Genomic DNA, 21,325 nt, shown 5'->3' on the forward strand with positions numbered 1-21,325 from the left:
GCATGAGTGAAAAACTAAAGTCGGGGTACACAACAGGAACACATGCAACAGCAGTGTTTTTAGCGACTTTGTATGAATATTTTGGTAAGCTTCCTATGCAAAAGTTGTCAGTAGTGTTGCCACAGGGTGCAGAAGCACTTATAGATGTTGGGCAAAAGGAGAGGCTTTGTTATGTTAGTGTTAAAGGTGATAATGACGATATTGATGTAACAAAAGGATGTGAAATTAGCTGTAAACTTTTAAAACAAAAACCGCAAAAGATTAAAGAACAAACGCCCTCACTTCTAAAAATTAAGAATACAAAAGTCTATGTTTATGCCGGAGAAGGGATAGGAGTCGTCACAAAAAAAGGGCTGAAAATCAGTCCCCCGCATCCTGCAATAAATCCTGTACCTCTTACCATGATGCTGGAAAATGCACAAAGTATTGTAAAAGAATCGAAAGAAGTTTTATATGCCGTGTTTAGTGTTAAAGATGGAGAGCACATAGCAAAAGATACGGCAAATGCAAAGGTTGGCGTAGTTGGCGGCATTTCTATTTTAGGTACCCGAGGCATTGTTAAGCCGGTTTCTTCTTCTGCGTATATTGATTCTGTTACAGCTGAAATAGATGTCGCAGCGGCAGAGTCACAGGAGGAAATTATTTTTACTCTTGGTAATTCTGCGCATGATTTTGCGAAAAAATATTATAATGAAAGTTCTATTATAGAGATTGGTAATTTTGTGTATGATGCATCTTCTCGGCTGAAAAAACACAGAATAAAAAAATTGATATTTATAACAAGTGTTGCAAAAATGTGTAAAGTAGCACAGGGTTTTAAAAATACACATAACAAATATGGCAGTATTAATTTTGATGAGGTGAAAATTTGGTTAAATTCAGAACTGAATTTTGAACTGGGCAATGAAGAATTTGTAACCTTAAAAGGAGTTTTACAAACTCTGCCGGATGAGTATAAAGAGCCATTTATAAAACTTTTAGGGTATAAATCTGCTTTGAGATTGAAAGAGTGGTTTTTAGAGCTTGGTTTACATGTACACGAGGTTGAAACAATTACTTTGCCAAATGAGATAAAGGAAAGGCTAAAATGGTAACAATAGCAGGCTCAGGGATGGGTGAATATAATTTTAAGAATATAGATGTTGATTTCTCAAAATTTGATATGATTTTTTGCGATCAAAACTATGAAACCCCTTTGCCAAATGTGACAAAGGGAAATTTTAAAGTTGTCAAAGAAGCAATATTAAATAATCTTGACAAAGAGTTACTCTATGTAGTCAGTGGTTCACCTACTTTTTTTTCTGGGGCAATTTTAATTATAAATGCACTTAAAAAACAAAAGATTGCTTTCAAAATTATTGATAACACTTCAAGCCTTAGTTATATGTTAGCTCATGAGGGTGTAAGTCTTGTTAAAACAGGCATTATAACTTTACATGGAAAAAACTTTGTGGATTTACAAAACTTTTTGACAAAAGAGTACACTTTTATTGTTTGTGATAATGATACACCTCGTGTTTTGTCGCAAGCTATAAGTTTTTTAGATGAAGATGACATAAGTATTACACTTGGTGAAAAGTTTGGTTATGAAGATGAGACTTTTTCTACGACAACATTACAAAAAATGCTAGAAAAATCACCTCGTATGCCTTATTCTCTTCTTGTTAAACGAAAGTATAAGCCACTACCTAATATCTCAAGCGAAGAAAGTATTGAACATGAAAACGGGATGATTACCAAAAGCTATAAGCGACATATTTCTTTACAAAACCTTGAACTGCAGTCAAATATGCTTTTGTGGGATATAGGAGCTGGTTCTGGCTCTGTTAGTATAGACGGCTACAAACGTTATAAAGTAAAAACTATTCTTTTTGAAAAAAATCCCAAACGTTCGGCTATGATAAAAAATTCATTAAAAAAGCATAAAGTACTCGATACAAAACTTTATGAAGGCGAAGCAAGTGAAGCATACAAGAAAGAATTAAGCACGCCTGAGAGAATTTTCATCGGTGGTGGCGGACAAAAAGTGATAGCTGAACTTGAGTACCTCTATGGACGCTTAGCCAAAGGCGGTATTCTGGTAGCTAACTTTGTAACACTTACAAACCTAACACAAGCTATCACTGTTTTAAGAAAAGCAAAAATTTCTTTTGACGTTAAAAGCATTAGTCTGACAACTTATAAAATGAGCCTGCTTATGCCAGAACCTGAACGCATTATGCATCAGATTATACTAAAGAAGGAAATAAATGATTAAATTTGTAGGAGCGGGTCCAGGGGATCCTGAACTTATAACTGTAAAAGGGATGAAAGCCTTACAGGACGCTGAAGTAGTTTTATACACAGGTTCCCTTGTTCCAAAAGAGCTACTTAAGTGGTGTCAAGAGGGAACGATTATAGAAAACTCGGCAGATATGAGTTATGAGGATATTTTTAGCTTTATAAAAAAATATGCCCAGAATAAATTTGTGCGTTTGCATACGGGGGACAGCTCTATTTACTCTACCATAGCCAAACAGATAAAATTTTTAAGAAGTGAAAATATAGATTTTGAGATTATTCCGGGAGTTACTGCAGCATTTGGTGCGGCAGCATCGGCGGGTATTGAATATACTATTCCCGGAGTATCACAGACGCTTATTATCTCCCGTATTGAGGGGCGTACTCCAAATCCAGAAAGTCTGGAACAACTTTTGTCAAACAAGCACTCTTCTTTTGCGTTTTATCTCTCTATCTCACTTATACAAAAACTCAAAGAGACAGCTTATAAATTAGGCTATAGCAAAGATACACCTTGCTGGGTTGTTGAAAAAGCGACATGGTCTGATGAAAAAATTTATAAAGCCACTATTTCTACTATACAAGAGCAGGTTTTACATGTAAAGGGTGTTGCACTCATCATATTTGGCAAATTTTTACACCAAAACTCAACGGCAGAATCTCATCTGTACGCAGACAAATACAAACAAGAGAGTCAAAGGAAATCAAAATCATTATGAAAATAGCAATAGCAACTATAAATAATCCTTCATTAGAAGCAGCAAAAAAACTTTTACCTTATCTGCAAGGACATGAATGTCATATTTTTAACAAAAGTGAAGATGGTACAACAAAAGAGGCGGCTTTTCACATTTTTGCCAAAGTCGATGATATCATGCCTACGGCATGGGCTGAGTTTGACGCCATCATCTTTTTAATGGCAACGGGTGCAGTCATTAGAAAAATTGCACCACACTTAAAAGATAAAGCAACAGACCCTGCTGTGCTCATAATGACGCTTGATTTAAAAAGGGTAATTCCTTTACTTTCAGGGCATTTGGGAGGTGCAAATGAACTTGCCAATGAATTGTGTGCAAAGATAGAAGGCTGTGTGAATTTTGTAACTACGGCAAGTGATCAGATAAAAGTTCTTGCTTTTGATATGTTTGCAAAAAAGTACGGTTTTACTATCAGCAACTTAAAATCTTTAGCAGAGGTTTCCAATGCCATCATCAACAAGAAAAAAGTACAGGTAATAAGCTATCCCTGTATGATTGAGGCAGTAAAAGAGTTTGAAGGTTACAAAGAGGAAAATTTTTCTTTTTTTATGCCAGATGATTTAGGAAAGTGGGATAAAAATATACCGACTGTCTATATTACTCCGCAAAAGCTACCAAATAGTGCACTACAAATTCATCCGCAAGAGATAGTTTTAGGGCTTGGGATGAACAGAGGCACAAGTGCTGATGAAATAGACAAGGCAGTTACAAGATTTTGTTTTGAACACGGTATAAAAAAAGAACAAATTACAAAACTTGCAAGTTTTAGTGCTAAAGCGGATGAAAAAGGTTTACTTCAATATGTTTCAAACATAAACAAAGAGTTAGAATTTTTCAGCGAGGATGCCATTAATGCACTCCCTGAGAAGTTTAGCCCTTCGCAGGCGACAAAGTTTTTTAATATTAAAGGAGTGGCTGAACCGGCTTCTTTATTGGCAAGTAAAAACAGAACACTTTTTTTAAGTAAAAGAATTTACGGCGCGGTAACGATTGCCGCTTCATTTTAATATAAGGAGCAAAAACAAGATGGGAAAATTAACATTAGTTTCAACCGGCGCAGGTGGTGACAGATATTTGACACAAGAGGCAATAAACGCAATACGTGAAGCGGATTTAGTTGTAGCTTATACCAAATATGCCAAGGATTTACCAGAATTGGTAGCAGATAAAGAGGTTTTTACGACGCCAATGACAAAAGAGATAGAACGTGTTCAGCATGCCATAGATGAAGCTAAAAAAGGCAGGACTGTTGCATTGCTTTCAAATGGTGATGCAAATGTTTATGCTATGGGTTCTTTGGTTGTTGAACTTATAGATACGCTTGACTTGTGGGAAAGTATAGAATATTCGGCTTTACCTGGGATTAGTTCTGTTTTAGCACTTGCGAGTGAAGTCGGTGCGCCTATTAGTCAAGATTTTTGTCTTATATCACTTTCTGATAGGCTAACAGATGCCGGGTTGATTCAAAAACGATTACGTTTGGCTTTGGAGGGAGATTTCATTATCTCAATTTATAACCCAAAAAGTAGAAGTAGACTTGAGCCGTATGAAGGAATGCTAGAACAGTTGAAAAATATTGATGCAAATCGCCCTGTAGTAGTTGCAAGAGATTTAGGGCGTGAAAATCAGATGATAAAAATAATTACAGCAAAAGAGTTGATAGATGCAGGCGTAGAAAATGAAGATGTAAATATGTCTACGACACTGCTTATAGGAAACTCTACAACAAAACTTACAAGGGATGGCAGAGTTTTAACACCAAGAGGCTATTTAAATAAATATGACTTAAGTGGTATGCAAAAGGGTGAATGGGAAAAGATTAACTAGCGCCTTGCAAAATTGATAAAAAGGGTCATATACTTTTTGACTTTACTAATCTTTGAAGATGTGATTTTAGCATCTTCAAGATACATATTTTCAAAAGTATAAAAATTACCTTCTCCTAAAACCTCTGTATTCATTCCGATTTTTGGGCGCATTAAAATTTCTGTAGTTTTGACTTCAGATCGTGGATTTATAGGCTTAATGATGAGTTTTTCATCACCTAAACAAAGTGCTTTTTGCACTTCGGCGGAAGCGGCGCTAAATGAAGTGACACCTGCTATAACTTTACAGCTTTTATAGATTTTTTCATTTTTTTCTTTGATAATGTCAAGCAGATAGTAGATACTTGAGTAAATAGCAGCATCTCCAAGTGTGACAAAGCAGACCTTATTGTATTTTTGCAGTGTCTCTAAAATTATATCGGCCTCGTGTACCCAGTCTTCATAGTTAAAATGCATAGGTGAATAAACCGGTACAATAGTCTTGGTTACATGTAAGAGTGAAAGCGCATCCGAGACGATTTTATAGCTGATAGATTTTGTAAAAGTATTGTCTTCGCTTTTTGTAGGTACACAGATGGCATCACATTCCCTAAAAGCATTGAGTGCTTTAAGTGTCAAGAGTTCAACATCTCCTGGACCTAAAGAGACCATAGTAAGTTTTTGATTCATTATTTTCTTTTTGTGAAATTATAACTAACTTCTTATAAAGTGTGCTTTTTGTGAATGATTTGTATGTTAGAATTAAGTTATGAAACTTTCACATTTAGAACAAATTACTGATTATTTACAAAATTTTAAAAAAATATCTGCTGCATTTCGGGTAAGCGACAGCATCATCAAAATTGTTTTTGACAAAAATGATGCGCTTTATTTTAACATGCAACGCTCGAATTCAAGCATATTCAAATGTGAAGAGTACCCGCGTTCCAAGGTCTATAATGCCCCTTTTGATGTCATTTTAGCCAAACGGTTCAACCGTGCAAACGTCTTACATGCAGAACTGCTCAATGATGATAAAATTATACGCATTAAAACCTCGCTGGCTTCTGCTTATAAAGAAGAAACAACCTATCTGCAGATAGAATTTACAGGCAAATATACCAATGTCATTATTCTGGATGAAGAGAATATTGTGCTTGAAGCACTGCGTCATGTTGATCTGTTTTCCTCTTTTCGGGAAGTTCGGGTTGGGCAAAAACTGCTGGATGTTCCGCCTGCGCCTTTTGTGGCAAAAGAGTATCCGCTTGAGGATGTGGAAGCATTTTTATACGAAGTGTATGAAAAAGAGCAAAATGCAAAACTTGAAGGATTGAAAAAGCAAAAAATTTCACAGCTTGAGAAAAAACTGCAAAAACTGCAAAAACTTTATGCAAAACTTGATTCACAGGAGAGCCTGGAAAAAGAGGCACAGGAAAATGGGCATTTGGGTAATTTGGTGCTCTCAAATGTGCAAAACATCAAGCCCTATGCAAGAGAAATAGAACTGGAAGATTATGACGGTTCAAAAGTGCACATAGCATTGCAAAAACGCTATCCCACTCCTTTTATGATAAGTGAAATGTTCTTTTCCAAAAGTAAAAAAGCAAAACAACGTGCCAAGCATCTGCATATAGAAGAGGAGTCTCTACGCTCAAAAATAGAACATCTCAAGCGCTTTATACATGTAATCAAAGAGGCAAAAGATGTGGCAAAGATAGAGATGCTTTTGCCCAAAAAAGTACAAAACAAAAAAGTCAGGCATAATGACTCCATAGAAGTGTTTTGGATAGAAGGGTACAAGGTACAGCTTGGAAAAAATGAAAAAGGCAATATTGAACTTTTAAAAAACGCACGGGCAAAAGATATATGGCTGCATATGAAAGACCGTCCTTCCGCCCATGTCATCATCACCACTGACAAGCAGAATCTCCCGCAAAACATCATTTTGGCAGCGGCAAGACTTTGTGTAGAATTCAGTACCGCTTCAAAAGACCGCTTTTTGGTCGATTATACTCCCAGACGAGAAGTCACCATCCAAAACGGGGCAAATGTATTGTATAATAAGTACAAAACAATAGAGGTAGATACAAGAGCCTAGCAACAGTCGGCACTGAAGTACCGATTCCGAGAAGTTACTACAGTTCGGAACCCATCCTTTAGGGTGGGCTGAGAATGGCGAAAAGGTAGCAATAGCCGGCATTACAGTACCGATTCCGGAAAGTTTTGGAACCCATCCTTTAGGGTGGGCTGAGAATGGTGAAGAAGTAACAACAGCCGGACTACAGTACCGGCTTTGTGAACCAAAAGGAAGGAGGAGCCTATGAGTGTCGGAGCTATCGGAAATGTAGTCTTGGTAAACCAGATGACACCTGCCGTCACACCTTTGCAGGGCAATCAATATGTCCGCTTTGATTTGCAAAACCTTGCCGCGCAGGCTGCTGTGCAGGAGAAAGAAAAAGAGATAGAAGAGGTCCGTCCTACCGAAGAGAGTCATGCAATAGACCCAGACCGCGAACACCAAAGAGAAGAAGCGGATCAGGAAACAAACAATCTGCCAAAAAACCAGGGGCATGAAATTGTTGAAGAAAAGAGTGAGGACGAACCGGACGAACCACTGCATCTATTAGATATTAAAGTCTGATTAGATATAATATTTTATCTGAAAAATTTGTAGGGATCTTTTATGAGCATATTACGAGATAGTAGAGAGCGGATAGTCACAGGATTGGCACTTTTGGCCGTTGTGCTGACTGTCGGATTGATAGACAATTTTTTTGTTATGTGGCTTTTTCTTGGGACTGTATACATTTTGGCTTTTAAAGAGGCTGTGGTGCTTTTTGGTGTAGAAAAAGATAATCTTCTGCCATATGCAGCAGCCTTATGGCTTATAGCCGCTTTTTACCCTTACGGGGATGATTTGTTTGTGCTTGCAGGCGTCGGCTACGCATCTGCTGTGGCGTATGATAAAAACCTGAAATGGGTTGACTTTTTACCGTTTATCTATCCGACGGCAGGGCTGCTTTTTATTTTAACAATGTATGAAGAGTATGGCGTACTGTCACTAGTCTGGCTGCTGGGTGTAGTTGCCCTGACTGATATCGGTGCCTATTTTGTAGGCAAAAGCATAGGAAAAACAAAATTTTGTGAGACAAGTCCGAACAAAACCCTTGAAGGTGTCATAGGCGGTGTAGCCCTTGCAACATTTGTCGGCGCATTTTTGGGTGTTTTTGCTGTTGATTTCTGGATTGCTCTTGTCATCTCTTTTATGGTTGCTCTGAGCTCAATATTCGGCGATTTGTTTGAGTCGTCGCTCAAACGCAGTGCCGGAGTAAAAGACAGTGGTGATCTGCTTCCGGGGCATGGCGGCATACTTGACAGAATTGACGGCTACCTTTTTGGTGCGATTGTCATGCTTGTACTGCTTCGCGGACTGGTCTAGTTGATACTTTTAGGCTCGACAGGTTCCATCGGTGTCAATGCTTTGCTGGTTGCCAGACGTTTTGGTATAAAAGTTGAGGTGTTGGTTTGTGGTAAAAATATTACACTTTTAAATAAGCAGATTAAAGAACATAAGCCAAAAATTGTCGTTGTAGCAAATAAAGCAGATGTTGCAAAAGTAAATCATTCTCGTGTTTATAGTGGAGAAGAAGCTATATTACATGTAATAGAAGAAGCAACCTCCAAACTTGTAGTAAATGCACTGGTAGGTTTTTTGGGCCTGCGCCCGACACTCAAAGCCATAGAGTGTGATAAAAAAGTGGCCCTGGCAAACAAAGAGTCACTCGTTGCCTGCGGCAGTTTCATTGATACATCAAAAATACAGCCCATTGACAGCGAGCATTTCGGGTTGTGGTATCTGTTGCAGGAGAGACCGGTAAAAAAAATGACGATTACAGCAAGCGGCGGAGCTTTTCGTGACTGGGAGATAACAAGACTGCATACAGCAACACTCTCAGATACACAAAAGCATCCAAACTGGTCAATGGGGCAAAAAATTACAATTGATTCGGCAACCATGGTCAATAAAATGTTTGAGCTGCTCGAAGCACGCTGGCTCTTTGGCGAGGGAGAATATGATGCCATTATTGAGACACAGTCGTTGATTCACGCGATGATAGACTTCAAAGACGGCTCAACCACAGCACATTTTGCCAATGCGAGTATGCAGTTGCCCATAGCCTATGCGCTGGATGAAAAAATGGATGAAGCGATTTTACCGCATGTTGATCTTGTACAGGTGGGACGTCTGGAGTTTCGCCAAATCAGTCCGGAGCGTTACCCTGTCTGGCAGATTAAAGAAGATCTGCTGAATAATCCGCAAAGAGGTGTTGTTGTCAATGCGGCAAATGAGGCGGCTATTGAGATGTTTATCGCTAAAAAAATAGGTTTTATGGATATCAGTAAAATTATTATCAATGCGTATGAAAATTTCAGTGATGCACTCCCTTTACATGTAAGCGATATATTCCTTATAGATCAAGAAGTGCGAAAATATGTAGGAAAGAACAGATGGTTTTAAGTATAGAAAGTTCCTGTGATGACAGTGCAATTGCTGTAACAGAAATAGCAACAAACAGGCTCGTTTTTCATAAAAAAATTTCTCAGGAAATTGAACACAGCGTATACGGCGGTGTTGTTCCCGAACTTGCAGCGCGACTGCACGCAGAGGCTTTGCCAAAGATTTTAGAGCAGTGCGAGCCCTATTTTAAAAAGATAAAAGCGGTTGCAGTGACAACGAGCCCGGGACTTGCCGTTACGCTGATAGAGGGGGTTACCTTGGCAAAGGCAGTGAGTGTTGCACTTGATATTCCCCTTATTGCGGTAAATCATCTTACCGGGCATATTTATTCGCTTTTTATTGAAAAAGAGACGCTTTTTCCTTTGACGGTTCTGCTTGTTTCAGGCGGACACACACAAGTGATGGAAGTAAAAAGTCTGACAGACATTGCAACAGTTGCAAAAAGTATGGATGACAGTTTCGGTGAGAGTTTTGACAAGGTCGCAAAGATGATGGGGATGGGATATCCCGGCGGACCGGTTATAGAAAAACTTGCAAAAGAGGGCGACAGAAAAAGATATGACTTTACCGTTCCTCTGCTGCGAACACCAAAATTTGCTTTTAGCTATTCGGGACTGAAAAATGCGGTTCGGCTTGCTGTTGAAAAATCTGAACCGCAAGACTATAAAGATATAGCGGCTTCTTTTGAATATACTGCAAGCAAACATCTTGTACACAAACTTAAAAAATATTTTCAGACAAACCCTCCGAAAAACTTTGCCATTGTCGGAGGCGCAAGTGCAAACCTGTATCTGCGAGGGGAAATAAAAAAGCTGCTGCAGCCTTATAATGCACAACTACTTTTGAGCGATTTAGAGTACTGTTCGGATAATGCGGCTATGATAGGGCGGGTTGCAGTGGATATGTACAAGCAGGGGATGTTTACTTCCTTGGAAGAAGTGAGTGTAGCAGCAAGGGTAAAGATGTGATAAATTAAATTTAACTTAAAGCAAGGTTTTCTGAGCTTTAATAAGATAAATATTAGTATTTTAATTGTACAATTCCAACAAGAAAAATCAAACATTCAAAATGAGTGTTAAATAAAGGAAATTGAATATGGCAACAACTAAATTCAAAGGTACAGACGTAGAGTTATTAGGAAATGAAGTAAATGTAGGTGATAAAGCACCAGAAGTTAATGTAGTAAACTCAGATGGTTTGGGTGATGTAAAAGTTGGTGGTGCTCAAGGTACAAAACAACTTATCATCGTAGTTCCTTCACTTGATACAGGTGTATGTGCTACAGAAACTCGTAACTTTAATGCAAAAGCTGCAGAACTTGACGGTGTTAAAACTGTTGTTGTTTCTATGGACCTTCCATTTGCTGCAGGACGTTTCTGTTCAGCTGAGGGAATCGATAAATTAACTGTTGCTTCAGATTTCAGAAACAAAGACTTTGCTAACGCATACGGTGTACTTTTAGGCGGTTCTCCACTTGCAGGTGTAACTGCTCGTGCTATCTTCGTAATTGATGAAAACGGAATTGTAACTTATAAAGAAATCGTTCCGGAAATCACTGAAGAGCCTCAGTATGACGCTGCAATAGAAGCTGCTAAAAAATAGTAACTTCTTTTTAGCTTGCCGCCATTGGTGGCAAAAAAGCAAAATGAGTATGTCTTATTTTGTTTCTCCTTCTGTTTGCATTTTGATTTATTCAAAATGCAAACGCTATCTAATCAAACATTTTTAATTATTCTTCCAGCAATCTCTGATATAATAAAGTAAATTATTTTAACGGGGTTAAACATGAAAAAAATCTTATCTGCTATTGCTGTAAGTACAATTTTGAGCGCTTCGCTTTGTGCCGACATGGCAAGAGTCGAAATCGGTGCGGGTGCATGGGCACAGACACCGTCCGGTACAGCTGATTATAACGCTGGCGGCGGTGTCACAGGTACAAATACATTTGATGAAAAAAAAGATACATCCGCCTATGTGTGGATGCTTGTAAAACATCCGATTCCGGTTGTTCCGAATATCAGACTTGAGTATGTCAGTATCCATGCAACGGGTACGGCAACAGGTTCATGGGGTGGCGTGACTATACCTGGGTCATCAAACAGTGTTTTAGATATCAAAGAGTATGATATTATTCCTTACTATAATATACTGGACAACACTTTTTGGACAACAGTTGATCTGGGGCTGGATATAAAAGTGATGAACATGGACTACACAGTGGCACAAAACGGACCGTTCCCGGGTTATCAGGATTCCTATACCGCACCTATTCCGCTTCTGTATGCAAGGGTAAGAGTGGAAATTCCGACAACAAACATTGCTCTTGAGAGTGATGCAAAGTATGTGACTACGGGTTCTTCGACTGTTTATGACATACGTGCAAAAATAGACTATACCTTTGACATCTCACCGATTGTGCAGCCTGCTCTTGAAATAGGCTACAGAACACAAAAAATAAAAATAGACGAAGACGGGGAAGATGTGAAAACAGATATGGATTTTTCAGGATTCTATGCAGGTTTAATGCTGCGTTTTTAAGAGGTGTTTTTTGGCTTGCAAGCTTTTAGCCCGTACTGAAGTACGGGTTCCGGGAATCATTGGGGATTCAGACTTCTGTCTCAGTGCCATTAAGTGAAGAAAAAAGTTCGATATTCTTTCGGAACCTGGGCCTTAGTTTTGAAAGAGACAAAGACCGCACTGAAAAGTACGGGTTTCCGGGATTATTTGGAACCCATCCTTCAGGGTGGGCTGAGAGTGAAAAAAACAGCGGTTGCATGCAAGTTAAAAGAGTATTTTTGTTTTTGTGTCTAAAATTACGATTTCTAACTCTAGTTTTATTCCAAAGTTGTTAAAAACTTTTTTTTGTGCTTCAGTTATAAGAAAAACGGCATCCTCAAAACTGCCGTTTCCGTGATTGACTAAAAAATTTGCATGGACTCTGCTGAACTCTATATTGCCGACTCTTTTGCCTTTGAGTCCTACCGCCTCTATCAGTCTGCCGGCATAATCACCCTCAGGATTTTTGAAACAGCTGCCTGCACTCGGGGTTGCAGGCTGGTTGGCGCGCATTTTTTTAAACATTGTTACTTTTTCCTGACTAAAACCATATGTTAAAGAAAAAGCTGCTTCAAGTATGGGTTCTTTGATATTTGTTTTTCTGTAACCAAATTGTATCTCCTCTTTTACATGTAACCCGGAGGGGGTGGTAATACTGATAAGATTGTTAAAAATTTCAAACTCTTTGAGTCCGGCATTCATATAAACAAGACCACCGAGTTTTCCCGGAAGATGGGAAAGAAATTCAAAGTTTGCGATATTGTGCTTTTTACAAAAAGAGGCAATTTTACCCGAGGGTGTTGCTCCGCCGATTTTTAAAAGACCGTTGTTTATTTTTATATAGTTGTATTTTTTATCGAGCATCATCAGTTTTGGTGGATTGGGTCCTATAAGAGTATTGTTGCAGGACCCTATGAGAGTGTAGTCTGCCAGATCTGTAAAATCTTCTTCTAAAAGAGCAACATCAACAACATTCCCTATTTTAAAAGAGGAATATTTTGAAAAATCGATACTTTTAAACTGCATTACTCGACAAAGGTGGGAATCATATTAAATACACCGACAGAAAAGTCTGTCATCTCGTTGAGCATCCAGGGCATTGTAAGGACGATGACGATAACCACACCGATTATTTTTGGAATGAAAGAGAGCGTCATTTCATTGATTTGTGTTGTAGCCTGGAAAATACTGACAGCAAGTCCCAAAAACATACCTGTAAGGAGTCCGGGAAGTGCAAGATAGAGTGCAATCTGAAATGTCTGTACGCCAAGTGCTACGAGTTTTGCTTCCATTTATGACTCTCTCAGTGCCGTATACTCTGTAGGGATCAGATAGTCTCTGATCGCAACAGGTTTGTCGTAAAATCCGTGTTCATAGCCTATTTCAAAGAGTTTGTCGATGGCTTCGTATTGAATATCGCTGAGGGTGATGGAGTCATCATTTGCATAGAGTTCAAGATATTTTGCAAGTGTCTGTGCATCTATGCGGACCAGGTCACGCTCTATAAGCATGTGTGAGAGTCTCTCTTTGTGGTCACGGGCAACCTGCACTGCTTTTGTCAGTGTTTTTTCATAATCTATTGCACGGTTAAGAGGCAAAGAGCGACGGATTGCCATACCTCCAAGAGGCAGCGGCAACTCTTTGCCGGCAAGTTCCTGCCAGATATCCCACATTTCGCGTTCTACTTCAAGTTCGTCCGCAAAAGTTAATATACTTTCATGTATCAGTACTCCGGCATCCACTTTCCCCTCTTTGACGGCATTCTCTATTTCCAGAAAATTCATATAGCTTATGCGTGCCTCAGGGTAGGCGATGCGAAAAAGCATTGCATTGGTTGTATGTTTTCCGCTGAGAGCCACTTTGAAATTTCGTCTGAGTCGCTGACCCTTTCTTTTGATAAGTTTAGGGCCATAACCTTCACCGAAACTTACAGCGGTCCGAAGAGGAGCATACTCTTCTCTGATATTCGGATAGAGGGCAAAGCTGATGGCTACAATATCATAAACACCGTTAAGTGCATCCTCATTGAGGGTTTGTATATCTTTTGCAATATTGTCAAAGTGTGTATCTTTCATATCTACCCAGCCGAATTTGATGGCATAGTACATAAAAATATCGTCTGCGTCAGGTGAATGTGCAATAAGAGTTTTTTTCATAGGTTTATTTTATCGAAAAATAGATAAAAAGAACTTTTTGATTAAATTAATAATAATGGGAGTATAATTAAATAACATTATTTTTAATATAAGGAGAACAGTTATGAGCAAAGAAGCATTGGTAAAAGTCTATGATAACTACGATGAGGCAGCAGAATTTGTCAATAAACTGCTGGCAAACGGTGTACTGAAAAAATATATTTCAGTAATAGCAAAAGGAGAACAGGAAGAAAAAAACGAATTTGAGTATAAAAAACACAGTGAAAATATAATTTTTTGGGGTGAGCAGGGTGCTTTTTGGGGCGGACTCTGGGGACTTCTGATGGGCGGTATTCTCTTCTGGGCTCCGGGAGTCGGACCCATAGTGGCAACGGGGCGAATACTTGCATCTATCGCCGGGATGGCAGCAGGGGCTGTAATGTTTGGCGCAACCGGAGCGATGACGGCCTGGCTTGTTGATTTGGGCATAGAAAAATCTTTGGCGGAAAAATACGGAGATATGATACAGGAGAACAAAATACTGGTTATTGTGCATGGAGATGAAGCTGCCGTAGCAATAGCAGAAAAAACTGCAGGTGAAAAGTAAATTATTTTTATTTACTTCTTTTTATGTTTTTTAGCTAAAATTTCATCAAATTCTATGGAAAAAGAATATGATTAAAAATATGGCAAAATGACATAAATTTAAGCATATTGCAAATTTTTGCATAAAATAAGTCTAAATTTCATAATAAGTGAGTCCAAAATGGATGCAAACAAACAAAAATCATTAGACTTGGCGATGAAGCAGATAGATAAAGCCTTTGGCAAAGGTGCTTTAATGCGCCTTGGTGATAAGGATATTGTGCCGATCCGGTCTATAAGTACAGGTTCTTTGGGGCTTGATTTGGCACTTGGAATAGGCGGTGTACCGCAGGGAAGAGTCGTTGAGATATACGGGCCGGAGAGCTCCGGTAAGACAACTTTGGCGCTCCAAATTACGTCTGAATGCCAAAAGGCCGGAGGGGTATGCGCTTTTATAGATGCAGAACATGCACTTGATGTCATCTATGCGAAGAATCTTGGCGTAGATATTGACAATCTTCTGGTTTCTCAGCCTGATTATGCTGAACAGGCACTTGATATTGTAGAGACGATTGCACGAAGCGGTGCTATTGATCTGATTGTTATAGATTCCGTGGCCGCATTGACACCAAAAGTTGAACTTGAAGGTGAGATGAATGATCAGCAGGTCGGTGTTCAGGCCCGTCTTATGTCTAAGGCATTGCGAAAGCTCACAGGTGTGCTGAGCAAAATGAACTGTACGATTATATTTATCAACCAGATTCGTATGAAAATCGGTATGATGGGGTATGGCTCACCTGAGACAACATCAGGCGGGAATGCTTTAAAATTTTATGCTTCTGTCCGTATAGACGTGCGTCGTATAGCTTCACTGAAGCAGGGGGAGAGTCAAATTGGTAACAGAGTCAAAGCAAAAGTAATTAAAAATAAAGTGGCCCCTCCTTTTCGTCAGGCAGAATTTGATATAATGTTCGGAGAAGGAATCTCAAAAGAGGGTGAGCTCGTTGACTATGGTGTAAAATTAGACATAATAGACAAAAGCGGGGCTTGGTTTTCTTATGGAGAGACCAAACTTGGTCAAGGCCGTGAAAATGTCAAGGCGAAATTTAAAGATGAGCCGGAACTTGCAGCTGAGATTGAAGAGAAGGTTAAACAGGCGATGGGCATGAGCTCTCTTATGACGATGGATACTTCTGATATAGCAGAAGCCGACGCATAAAAAGCCTTTGAATATTTAAAATTTTTAAGAAGGTATGATATATGTTTATTGATGATGTAAGTGCAATTGAAGTAATGGACTCCCGCGGGAATCCGACAGTAAAAGCGACAGTAAGACTGAGTGACGGAACAACCGCAAGCGCAATAGTACCCTCAGGGGCAAGTACCGGAAAACGTGAAGCTTTGGAGTTGCGTGACGGTGGTGATCGCTACATGGGCAAAGGTGTTTTAAAGGCTGTTGAAAATGTGAATTCTCAGATTTCTGATGTGCTTATCGGGATGAGTCCTTTTAACCAGGCTGTCATTGATGCAACAATGAAAGAGCTTGACGGAACACAAAACTATGGAAATCTCGGGGCAAATGCTGTTCTTGGCGTTTCTATGGCGGTTGCACGTGCAGCTGCACAGAGTCTTGATATTCCTTTGTACCGCTATTTGGGCGGAGCCAATGCAATGGTTATGCCGACACCGATGCTCAATATCATCAATGGCGGAAGCCATGCTGACAATAATGTAGACTTTCAAGAGTATATGATTATGCCTGTCGGCTTTGAAGATTTTGCAACGTCTTTACGCGCCGCTGCTGAAGTGTACCATAACCTGAAATCTATTTTAGCTGCAAAAGGACACAGTACAGCGCTTGGCGACGAGGGTGGTTTTGCACCGGATCTGAGTTCGAATGAGGAGCCTATTCAGGTTATCATGGAAGCGATTGAAAAAGCAGGGTACAAACCAGGTGAAGAGATTGGGATTGCACTCGATGTTGCAGCAAGCGAGATTGTTACAGAGGGCGGATACAGACTGGAGTCAGAAGATCGCACACTCAGCAGTGAAGAGCTGGTAGCCTACTATGAAAATCTGTGTCAAAAGTATCCGATTGTCTCAATTGAAGACGGATTAAGCGAAGATGACTGGGACGGATTTAAGCTTATGACTGAAAAACTCGGCAATAAAATTCAGATTGTCGGTGATGATTTGTTTGTTACAAATGCCGCTATATTGAATGAGGGTATTCAAAAAGGTATAGCAAACTCTATTTTAATCAAGCCAAACCAAATCGGTTCGGTAAGTGAGACTATGCTGACAGTTCGTCTTGCCCAAAGAAACGGCTACACCTGTGTAATGAGCCATCGTTCAGGTGAGAGTGAAGATGCGTTTATTGCTGATTTTGCTACGGCACTTAACTGTGGTCAGATTAAAACAGGTTCGACTGCGAGAGCTGAAAGAACTGCAAAATACAATCGTTTGCTGGAAATTGAAAATGAAACAGTCTACAGTGAGTATTTAGGTTCGGCACTGTTTAGCTAGGTACCTGATGAACAAAGAAGAACTTTTTGAAGAGATTGACACATCCCAGACAATTACTCAAAAATATCTGGGACTCTCTTTAAAAAAGTTTTTTCTCCTGTTTGCTCTGGTGATAGGACTGGGGATATATTTGGGTGTACTTTTGTACGGTACAAACTCCCTTGAAGTTCTCTTTGGTTTGCAGGAGTATGAGAACTATCTTCAAAATGAAGTGGTGCATTTGAAAAAAGAAAATGCTGAACTTCAACGCGAGTATTTTGAACTCAAAGAAATTTCTGCACAATAATCATATAAATTTGCTATAATGTATTAAAAAAATAGGGTTTGTTATTATGATAAGAGTTTTGTTGTTTTTAAGTCTCTTTTTTATGATGCTTCATGCAAGAGAAAATCCCTTTTTCCCGGTACAGAGTGGACAGGATACCCCTTTAACATCCAATCAGACAACAAAACTGCCGATGCTCAAAAGAGCCACTGTGACATTACCTTCAACTGCACGAACGATTGAAAGTGTTACCGTGACATATAAAAACCTGGACGGTTCGATTGCACATAAAAAAGTCACTATCCAAAATGCGATAGACTGGCATTTGCCTGTTTTTATTTCACAAAACTATAATGAATCCGACAGTACACAGTTTATTGAAAAACAGATAAAAAAAAGCAGTGTAAAAATAAAATACAAAAAAGTCGCATCATTAAAGTTCATAGCATTTTATGTCAAAAAGAACAAACTCAAGATTGTGACAAAAGATAAAATGCTGAGAAATTTTTTGTTGGTAAAACCACATAGAATTGTCTGTGATTTTAAGCGTGATACCGATATAGGCAGCCTGATAAAAAGTTTAAAAGAGGGGTCGCTTTTTACAAAAATACGACTGGGAACACATAAAGGCTACTACAGGGTTGTGATAGAACTCGACGGGTATTACAGCTATAAACTGGATTATATCCGTGGCGGATATATAATTACACTTTTATAAAATACAAGGTTGTAGATGAAGTTTTTGATTATATTGGTACTGTTTTTGGTTAATTTGGAGGCTGTCATTACCATAGCACCAGTGGATATAGGAAAGCAGCCAGGGCTGAGTGGCGGTATTAAAGGCTCTTTTTCCACAACACGTGGCAATACCGATACCGATGAGTACAGTGCAGGATTGCGTATGATATATGACAATAACAGCTCCTATGTGACATGGAGCGATATAGCATTTAATTACGCGAAAGCATCAGGAGTGTTAAACAGACAAAACACGTATGCGCATCTGCGCTATATTCATACACTCTATAAGAAACATTTGAACTGGGAAGCTTTTGTGCAGTCCCAGACAAACAAGTTTACAAAGATAGAAAAAAGGCTGTTAGCCGGTCTTGGCCTGAGATACCATACACAAATGCAGGGGTATGGAAATATTTATGTGGGATTTGGCTGTTTTAGCGAATATATCAGCTATACGACAAATGTTGATCCGAGTGAGCATAATGTAAGATTAAATATGTATATTGCATATAAAAACAGATTTAGCAGGAATGTGAGATTTTCATACATTGGCTACTACCAGCCCAGAGCAGATGTGGTGAGTGATACCATAGCATCCAACGCAGCAGAATTAAGAGTTACAATATACAAACAGCTTTCAATTAATTTTGAATTGACATACAATCAGGACACAAGGCCTGCTATTGGAGTAAAAAAATATGATTTTTCCCAAAAGACAAGTTTTGTGTATGATTTTTAAAAAGAACATAAGATAACAGATGAAAGAACTGAATAAGTATTTACAATCACACAGCAGCAGTGAAATGCACCCGGCTGAAATAGCAAAAATTTTAAAAGGCTTAAATGACAAAGATTTCAGTGAGGCTATAAAACTGGTTCCAAAAGACCTTGTAGGCGATGTTGCACTGGCTCTGCCTGACAGATATTTTGATGATGTGGTCGAAAATTTTAATGCAGAGGAACTTTCTCATGCTGTAAGTGAACTTGAATCGGATGATCAGCTTGAGTTTATGCAGGAGTTGGAAGATGTTGATGAAGATAAAGCTTCAGAAGTATTTCACAAACTTGATGCCGAAGACAAACATGAAATTGCAAAACTCAAAAAGTATGATGAAAATCAAGCCGGTGCTTACATGCAGCTTGAGGTGTTTACTGCAAAAGAGGATGAAATTGTTCAGGATGTCATTAAACGGTTTGCCCGTTTAAGAAAAGAGAATGAACTCGAAAATGTTCAAAATCTCTTTATAGTAGACAGCAACAACAGACTTTTGTATACTGTAGGTCTGGATGACCTGCTCATATTTGATTTTTCAAAGACTGTCAAAGAAAATATTGAGCAGAGTGAAGAGTCTTTTGAGCCTAAAAGTGCACGAGATACGGAAGATATCAAAGAGGTTGTCAACTATTTTAAAGAGTATGACCTTTCAGTTATGCCGGTTGTCAATGATGAAGGGATCCTGGTCGGTCGTATCACCTCTGACGATATTTATGACATCATTAATGAACATGCAACAGAGCAGATGTATAATCTTGCCGGTGTTGATGACGAAGCGGAAGAGGATGAAGATGTTCTCAAGGCGACGAAAAAGCGTGCAACATGGCTGGGCATCAATCTTCTAACAGCCATTGCCGCTTCTTTGGTTATCGGTTTGTTTTCAGATACGATTAACTCCATGGTTGCGCTTGCTGTTTTAATGCCCATAGTCGCTTCCATGGGAGGCAATGCCGGAACGCAGAGTCTGACAGTTGTTGTACGCCAACTCGCTTTGGGTGAAATATCGCAGACAGATGCCTTTAGAACCATAAAAAAAGAGGTTGTCATCTCCCTGATGAATGGTCTGCTTTTTGCTGTAGTAATGGGTATAATAGCATGGTTGTGGTTTCATATACCGATGCTTGGAGTAGTTATTGGATTAAGTATGATAATTAATCTGTTAATGGCCGGATTTTTTGGAGCAATGATTCCCTTGTTGCTCAAAATACTTGGCATAGACCCTGCTATAGGGAGTACTGTTATTTTAACAACAGTGACTGATGTTGTCGGCTTTTTCAGCTTTTTGGCATTGGCAAAATATATATTACTTTAAAGGAACTGTAAAACTTGGAACTATTACTCATATTTTTTCTTCTTTCTGTCGGCATTTCGTTTTTGTGCTCAATATTAGAGTCGGTATTACTCTCTATCAATATGTCTTATGTGGCAGTGTTAGAAAAAGAGAAACCTGCTGTAGGAAAGCTTCTTCGTCATCACAAAGAAGATATTCACAAATCAATTGCTTCGGTGCTTATTTTAAATACCATTGCTAATACTCTCGGTGCTGCGGCAGTAGGTGCACAGGCTTCAAAAATATTTGGGAATGATGCCGTTGTGTATGTATCAGTTGTATTAACTTTTGCAATTTTGTTTATATCTGAGATAATTCCAAAAACAATTGGGGCAATTTACTGGAAACAGCTGGCGCCTGTGGCAGCATATTTTATTCGGGTTTTTATATGGATTACATACCCTATAATACTGACGACCCTGGCTGTTACAAATAAAATATCCAAAGGGAAAAAGGATTCCAACTCTTTAACAAAACAGGAACTTCTTGAGAGTATGTTGATGAGTGAAGATGAAGGGGTGATAGATGAAAAAGAGTCAGATGTCATTGAAAATATACTGAATCTTGACAATATCAAAGTGAGTGAAATTCTCACGCCGCGAAGCGTTGTTTTTGCTTTGGATGAAGATATGCTCATCAAAGATGTTATCAAGACCCAGCCGGCAATTTTTAAATTTTCCCGGATACCGATTTTTAAAGGTTCCATAGAAAATGTAACAGGGCTGGTACTGACAAAAAAGATATTTAAACAGGCACTCCAAGATGACAATGTACCTTTGTCTTATATCAAAAAAGAGATATTTATTATCAATGAAAACATACCGGTAAGCAAAGCACTGGATATGTTTATAAAGAAAAAAGACCATATGTTTTTAGTGACAGACAATTATGACCAGACAGAGGGAATAATCACTCTTGAAGACTGTATAGAAACAATACTGGGCTTGGAGATTATGGATGAGAGCGATACAACCGAAGATATGAGAGAGCTGGCAAAAAGAAAAATGAAACTCAAACGGAAGCTGAAAGAACGCTGAAAAGAGTGCAACACTC

At 38.9% G+C, this 21,325-nt stretch carries 24 protein-coding genes; 20 read left to right on the forward strand and 4 right to left on the reverse strand.

From position 1 onward, the window contains the following. Positions 1–2 precede the first annotated feature (2 nt). The 5 genes from cbiD to MNY28_RS05230 are packed head-to-tail and all read left to right on the forward strand — an operon-like array spanning position 3 to position 4,865. The gene (cbiD, locus tag MNY28_RS05210) at positions 3–1,094 is read left to right on the forward strand and encodes a cobalt-precorrin-5B (C(1))-methyltransferase CbiD (protein ID WP_346389118.1); all 1,092 of its coding nucleotides are present in this window, start codon (positions 3–5) and stop codon (positions 1,092–1,094) included. Next, positions 1,088–2,257 (forward strand): precorrin-6Y C5,15-methyltransferase (decarboxylating) subunit CbiT, encoded by a 1,170-nt coding sequence (cbiT, locus tag MNY28_RS05215; protein WP_346389119.1) that lies wholly within the window; start codon positions 1,088–1,090, stop codon positions 2,255–2,257. The genes cbiD and cbiT overlap by 7 nt, the downstream gene beginning before the upstream one ends. Then, positions 2,250–2,999: a cobalt-precorrin-4/precorrin-4 C(11)-methyltransferase gene (locus MNY28_RS05220; RefSeq protein ID WP_346389120.1), complete on the forward strand. Its 750-nt coding sequence runs from the start codon at positions 2,250–2,252 to the stop codon at positions 2,997–2,999. The genes cbiT and MNY28_RS05220 overlap by 8 nt, the downstream gene beginning before the upstream one ends. Further along, complete coding sequence (locus MNY28_RS05225; RefSeq protein ID WP_346389121.1) at positions 2,996–4,045, forward strand: cobalamin biosynthesis protein; 1,050 nt, start codon at positions 2,996–2,998, stop codon at positions 4,043–4,045. Before MNY28_RS05220 ends, MNY28_RS05225 begins: the two co-directional genes overlap by 4 nt. Before the next feature lie 19 nt (positions 4,046–4,064). Next, a complete protein-coding gene (locus MNY28_RS05230; RefSeq protein WP_151901367.1) occupies positions 4,065–4,865 on the forward strand; it encodes a precorrin-3B C(17)-methyltransferase in 801 nt (266 codons plus the stop codon). On the opposite strand, the gene MNY28_RS05235 is transcribed toward MNY28_RS05230, so the two are convergent. After that, a complete protein-coding gene (locus MNY28_RS05235) occupies positions 4,862–5,533 on the reverse strand; it encodes a precorrin-2 C(20)-methyltransferase (RefSeq protein ID WP_151901366.1) in 672 nt (223 codons plus the stop codon). The genes MNY28_RS05230 and MNY28_RS05235 overlap by 4 nt on opposite strands. 79 nt (positions 5,534–5,612) lie before the next feature. Between MNY28_RS05235 and MNY28_RS05240 the strand changes: the two genes are divergently transcribed. The 7 genes from MNY28_RS05240 to MNY28_RS05270 all read left to right on the forward strand — a co-directional run bounded on the left by MNY28_RS05240 (position 5,613) and on the right by MNY28_RS05270 (position 11,900). Next, positions 5,613–6,941 (forward strand): NFACT RNA binding domain-containing protein, encoded by a 1,329-nt coding sequence (locus MNY28_RS05240; protein WP_346389122.1) that lies wholly within the window; start codon positions 5,613–5,615, stop codon positions 6,939–6,941. Between the two features lie 222 nt (positions 6,942–7,163). After that, entirely contained in the window at positions 7,164–7,484 is a 321-nt protein-coding gene (locus tag MNY28_RS05245; protein ID WP_151901364.1) for a hypothetical protein, read from the forward strand. 42 nt (positions 7,485–7,526) lie between these two features. After that, positions 7,527–8,282: a phosphatidate cytidylyltransferase gene (locus tag MNY28_RS05250; RefSeq protein WP_346389123.1), complete on the forward strand. Its 756-nt coding sequence runs from the start codon at positions 7,527–7,529 to the stop codon at positions 8,280–8,282. Then, positions 8,283–9,362 carry a 1-deoxy-D-xylulose-5-phosphate reductoisomerase gene (dxr, locus tag MNY28_RS05255; RefSeq protein WP_346389124.1) on the forward strand — a complete coding sequence of 360 codons (1,080 nt, stop codon included), beginning with the start codon at positions 8,283–8,285 and terminating at the stop codon, positions 9,360–9,362. Next, on the forward strand, positions 9,353–10,330 hold the full coding sequence (gene tsaD, locus MNY28_RS05260) for a tRNA (adenosine(37)-N6)-threonylcarbamoyltransferase complex transferase subunit TsaD (RefSeq protein ID WP_346389125.1): 978 nt from the start codon (positions 9,353–9,355) through the stop codon (positions 10,328–10,330). The genes dxr and tsaD overlap by 10 nt, the downstream gene beginning before the upstream one ends. A 127-nt stretch (positions 10,331–10,457) precedes the next feature. Next, on the forward strand, positions 10,458–10,964 hold the full coding sequence (gene tpx, locus MNY28_RS05265) for a thiol peroxidase (protein WP_151901360.1): 507 nt from the start codon (positions 10,458–10,460) through the stop codon (positions 10,962–10,964). A 183-nt stretch (positions 10,965–11,147) separates the two neighbouring features. Then, positions 11,148–11,900, forward strand: a complete 753-nt coding sequence (locus MNY28_RS05270) for a TIGR04219 family outer membrane beta-barrel protein (protein ID WP_346389126.1) — start codon at positions 11,148–11,150, stop codon at positions 11,898–11,900. 243 nt (positions 11,901–12,143) lie between these two features. Here the strand turns inward: MNY28_RS05270 and MNY28_RS05275 are convergent, their stop codons facing one another. The 3 genes from MNY28_RS05275 to MNY28_RS05285 are packed head-to-tail and all read right to left on the reverse strand — an operon-like array spanning position 12,144 to position 14,074. Next, positions 12,144–12,944 (reverse strand): UDP-N-acetylmuramate dehydrogenase, encoded by an 801-nt coding sequence (locus MNY28_RS05275; RefSeq protein ID WP_346389127.1) that lies wholly within the window; start codon positions 12,942–12,944, stop codon positions 12,144–12,146. Next, positions 12,944–13,210, reverse strand: a complete 267-nt coding sequence (gene fliQ, locus MNY28_RS05280; protein ID WP_151901357.1) for a flagellar biosynthesis protein FliQ — start codon at positions 13,208–13,210, stop codon at positions 12,944–12,946. Before fliQ ends, MNY28_RS05275 begins: the two co-directional genes overlap by 1 nt. Beyond that, positions 13,211–14,074 carry an MqnA/MqnD/SBP family protein gene (locus MNY28_RS05285; RefSeq protein WP_151901356.1) on the reverse strand — a complete coding sequence of 288 codons (864 nt, stop codon included), beginning with the start codon at positions 14,072–14,074 and terminating at the stop codon, positions 13,211–13,213. Between the two features lie 103 nt (positions 14,075–14,177). Here MNY28_RS05285 and MNY28_RS05290 point away from each other — a divergent pair, with 103 nt between their 5' ends. The 8 genes from MNY28_RS05290 to MNY28_RS05325 all read left to right on the forward strand — a co-directional run bounded on the left by MNY28_RS05290 (position 14,178) and on the right by MNY28_RS05325 (position 21,309). Further along, positions 14,178–14,660 (forward strand): hypothetical protein, encoded by a 483-nt coding sequence (locus tag MNY28_RS05290; RefSeq protein ID WP_346389128.1) that lies wholly within the window; start codon positions 14,178–14,180, stop codon positions 14,658–14,660. 159 nt (positions 14,661–14,819) lie between these two features. Then, complete coding sequence (gene recA, locus MNY28_RS05295) at positions 14,820–15,857, forward strand: recombinase RecA (protein WP_151901354.1); 1,038 nt, start codon at positions 14,820–14,822, stop codon at positions 15,855–15,857. A 41-nt stretch (positions 15,858–15,898) separates the two neighbouring features. Beyond that, positions 15,899–17,164, forward strand: coding sequence for a phosphopyruvate hydratase (gene eno / locus MNY28_RS05300; RefSeq protein WP_346389129.1), 1,266 nt, complete (start codon positions 15,899–15,901; stop codon positions 17,162–17,164). Positions 17,165–17,171: 7 nt separating this feature from the next. Further along, complete coding sequence (locus tag MNY28_RS05305; RefSeq protein ID WP_151901352.1) at positions 17,172–17,450, forward strand: hypothetical protein; 279 nt, start codon at positions 17,172–17,174, stop codon at positions 17,448–17,450. Between the two features lie 46 nt (positions 17,451–17,496). Next, positions 17,497–18,147, forward strand: a complete 651-nt coding sequence (locus tag MNY28_RS05310; RefSeq protein ID WP_346389130.1) for an AMIN domain-containing protein — start codon at positions 17,497–17,499, stop codon at positions 18,145–18,147. A 15-nt stretch (positions 18,148–18,162) separates the two neighbouring features. Further along, the gene (locus tag MNY28_RS05315) at positions 18,163–18,906 is read left to right on the forward strand and encodes a DUF481 domain-containing protein (RefSeq protein ID WP_346389131.1); all 744 of its coding nucleotides are present in this window, start codon (positions 18,163–18,165) and stop codon (positions 18,904–18,906) included. Positions 18,907–18,925: 19 nt separating this feature from the next. Then, a complete protein-coding gene (gene mgtE, locus MNY28_RS05320) occupies positions 18,926–20,254 on the forward strand; it encodes a magnesium transporter (protein ID WP_151901349.1) in 1,329 nt (442 codons plus the stop codon). A 14-nt stretch (positions 20,255–20,268) separates the two neighbouring features. Beyond that, a complete protein-coding gene (locus MNY28_RS05325) occupies positions 20,269–21,309 on the forward strand; it encodes a CNNM domain-containing protein (RefSeq protein ID WP_151901348.1) in 1,041 nt (346 codons plus the stop codon). The last annotated feature ends 16 nt before the right edge of the window (positions 21,310–21,325 follow it).

Source organism: Sulfurimonas sp. NWX367, assembly GCF_039667065.1.
In the GTDB taxonomy this organism is placed as follows: domain Bacteria; phylum Campylobacterota; class Campylobacteria; order Campylobacterales; family Sulfurimonadaceae; genus Sulfurimonas; species Sulfurimonas hydrogeniphila.

Bases quoted from the DNA above. Each gene is read 5' to 3' on its own strand.
- cbiD (WP_346389118.1), top strand. From the start codon at position 3: ATGAGTGAAAAACTAAAGTCGGGGTACACAACAGGAACACATGCAACA.
- MNY28_RS05220 (WP_346389120.1), top strand. From the start codon at position 2,250: ATGATTAAATTTGTAGGAGCGGGTCCAGGGGATCCTGAACTTATAACT.
- MNY28_RS05285 (WP_151901356.1), bottom strand. From the start codon at position 14,074: ATGAAAAAAACTCTTATTGCACATTCACCTGACGCAGACGATATTTTT.
- MNY28_RS05290 (WP_346389128.1), top strand. From the start codon at position 14,178: ATGAGCAAAGAAGCATTGGTAAAAGTCTATGATAACTACGATGAGGCA.
- mgtE (WP_151901349.1), top strand. From the start codon at position 18,926: ATGAAAGAACTGAATAAGTATTTACAATCACACAGCAGCAGTGAAATG.
- MNY28_RS05270 (WP_346389126.1), top strand. From the start codon at position 11,148: ATGAAAAAAATCTTATCTGCTATTGCTGTAAGTACAATTTTGAGCGCT.
- MNY28_RS05240 (WP_346389122.1), top strand. From the start codon at position 5,613: ATGAAACTTTCACATTTAGAACAAATTACTGATTATTTACAAAATTTT.
- tsaD (WP_346389125.1), top strand. From the start codon at position 9,353: ATGGTTTTAAGTATAGAAAGTTCCTGTGATGACAGTGCAATTGCTGTA.
- recA (WP_151901354.1), top strand. From the start codon at position 14,820: ATGGATGCAAACAAACAAAAATCATTAGACTTGGCGATGAAGCAGATA.
- MNY28_RS05310 (WP_346389130.1), top strand. From the start codon at position 17,497: ATGATAAGAGTTTTGTTGTTTTTAAGTCTCTTTTTTATGATGCTTCAT.
- tpx (WP_151901360.1), top strand. From the start codon at position 10,458: ATGGCAACAACTAAATTCAAAGGTACAGACGTAGAGTTATTAGGAAAT.
- MNY28_RS05235 (WP_151901366.1), bottom strand. From the start codon at position 5,533: ATGAATCAAAAACTTACTATGGTCTCTTTAGGTCCAGGAGATGTTGAA.
- MNY28_RS05250 (WP_346389123.1), top strand. From the start codon at position 7,527: ATGAGCATATTACGAGATAGTAGAGAGCGGATAGTCACAGGATTGGCA.
- MNY28_RS05275 (WP_346389127.1), bottom strand. From the start codon at position 12,944: ATGCAGTTTAAAAGTATCGATTTTTCAAAATATTCCTCTTTTAAAATA.
- MNY28_RS05230 (WP_151901367.1), top strand. From the start codon at position 4,065: ATGGGAAAATTAACATTAGTTTCAACCGGCGCAGGTGGTGACAGATAT.
- MNY28_RS05225 (WP_346389121.1), top strand. From the start codon at position 2,996: ATGAAAATAGCAATAGCAACTATAAATAATCCTTCATTAGAAGCAGCA.
- MNY28_RS05315 (WP_346389131.1), top strand. From the start codon at position 18,163: ATGAAGTTTTTGATTATATTGGTACTGTTTTTGGTTAATTTGGAGGCT.
- cbiT (WP_346389119.1), top strand. From the start codon at position 1,088: ATGGTAACAATAGCAGGCTCAGGGATGGGTGAATATAATTTTAAGAAT.
- fliQ (WP_151901357.1), bottom strand. From the start codon at position 13,210: ATGGAAGCAAAACTCGTAGCACTTGGCGTACAGACATTTCAGATTGCA.
- eno (WP_346389129.1), top strand. From the start codon at position 15,899: ATGTTTATTGATGATGTAAGTGCAATTGAAGTAATGGACTCCCGCGGG.
- MNY28_RS05245 (WP_151901364.1), top strand. From the start codon at position 7,164: ATGAGTGTCGGAGCTATCGGAAATGTAGTCTTGGTAAACCAGATGACA.
- MNY28_RS05305 (WP_151901352.1), top strand. From the start codon at position 17,172: ATGAACAAAGAAGAACTTTTTGAAGAGATTGACACATCCCAGACAATT.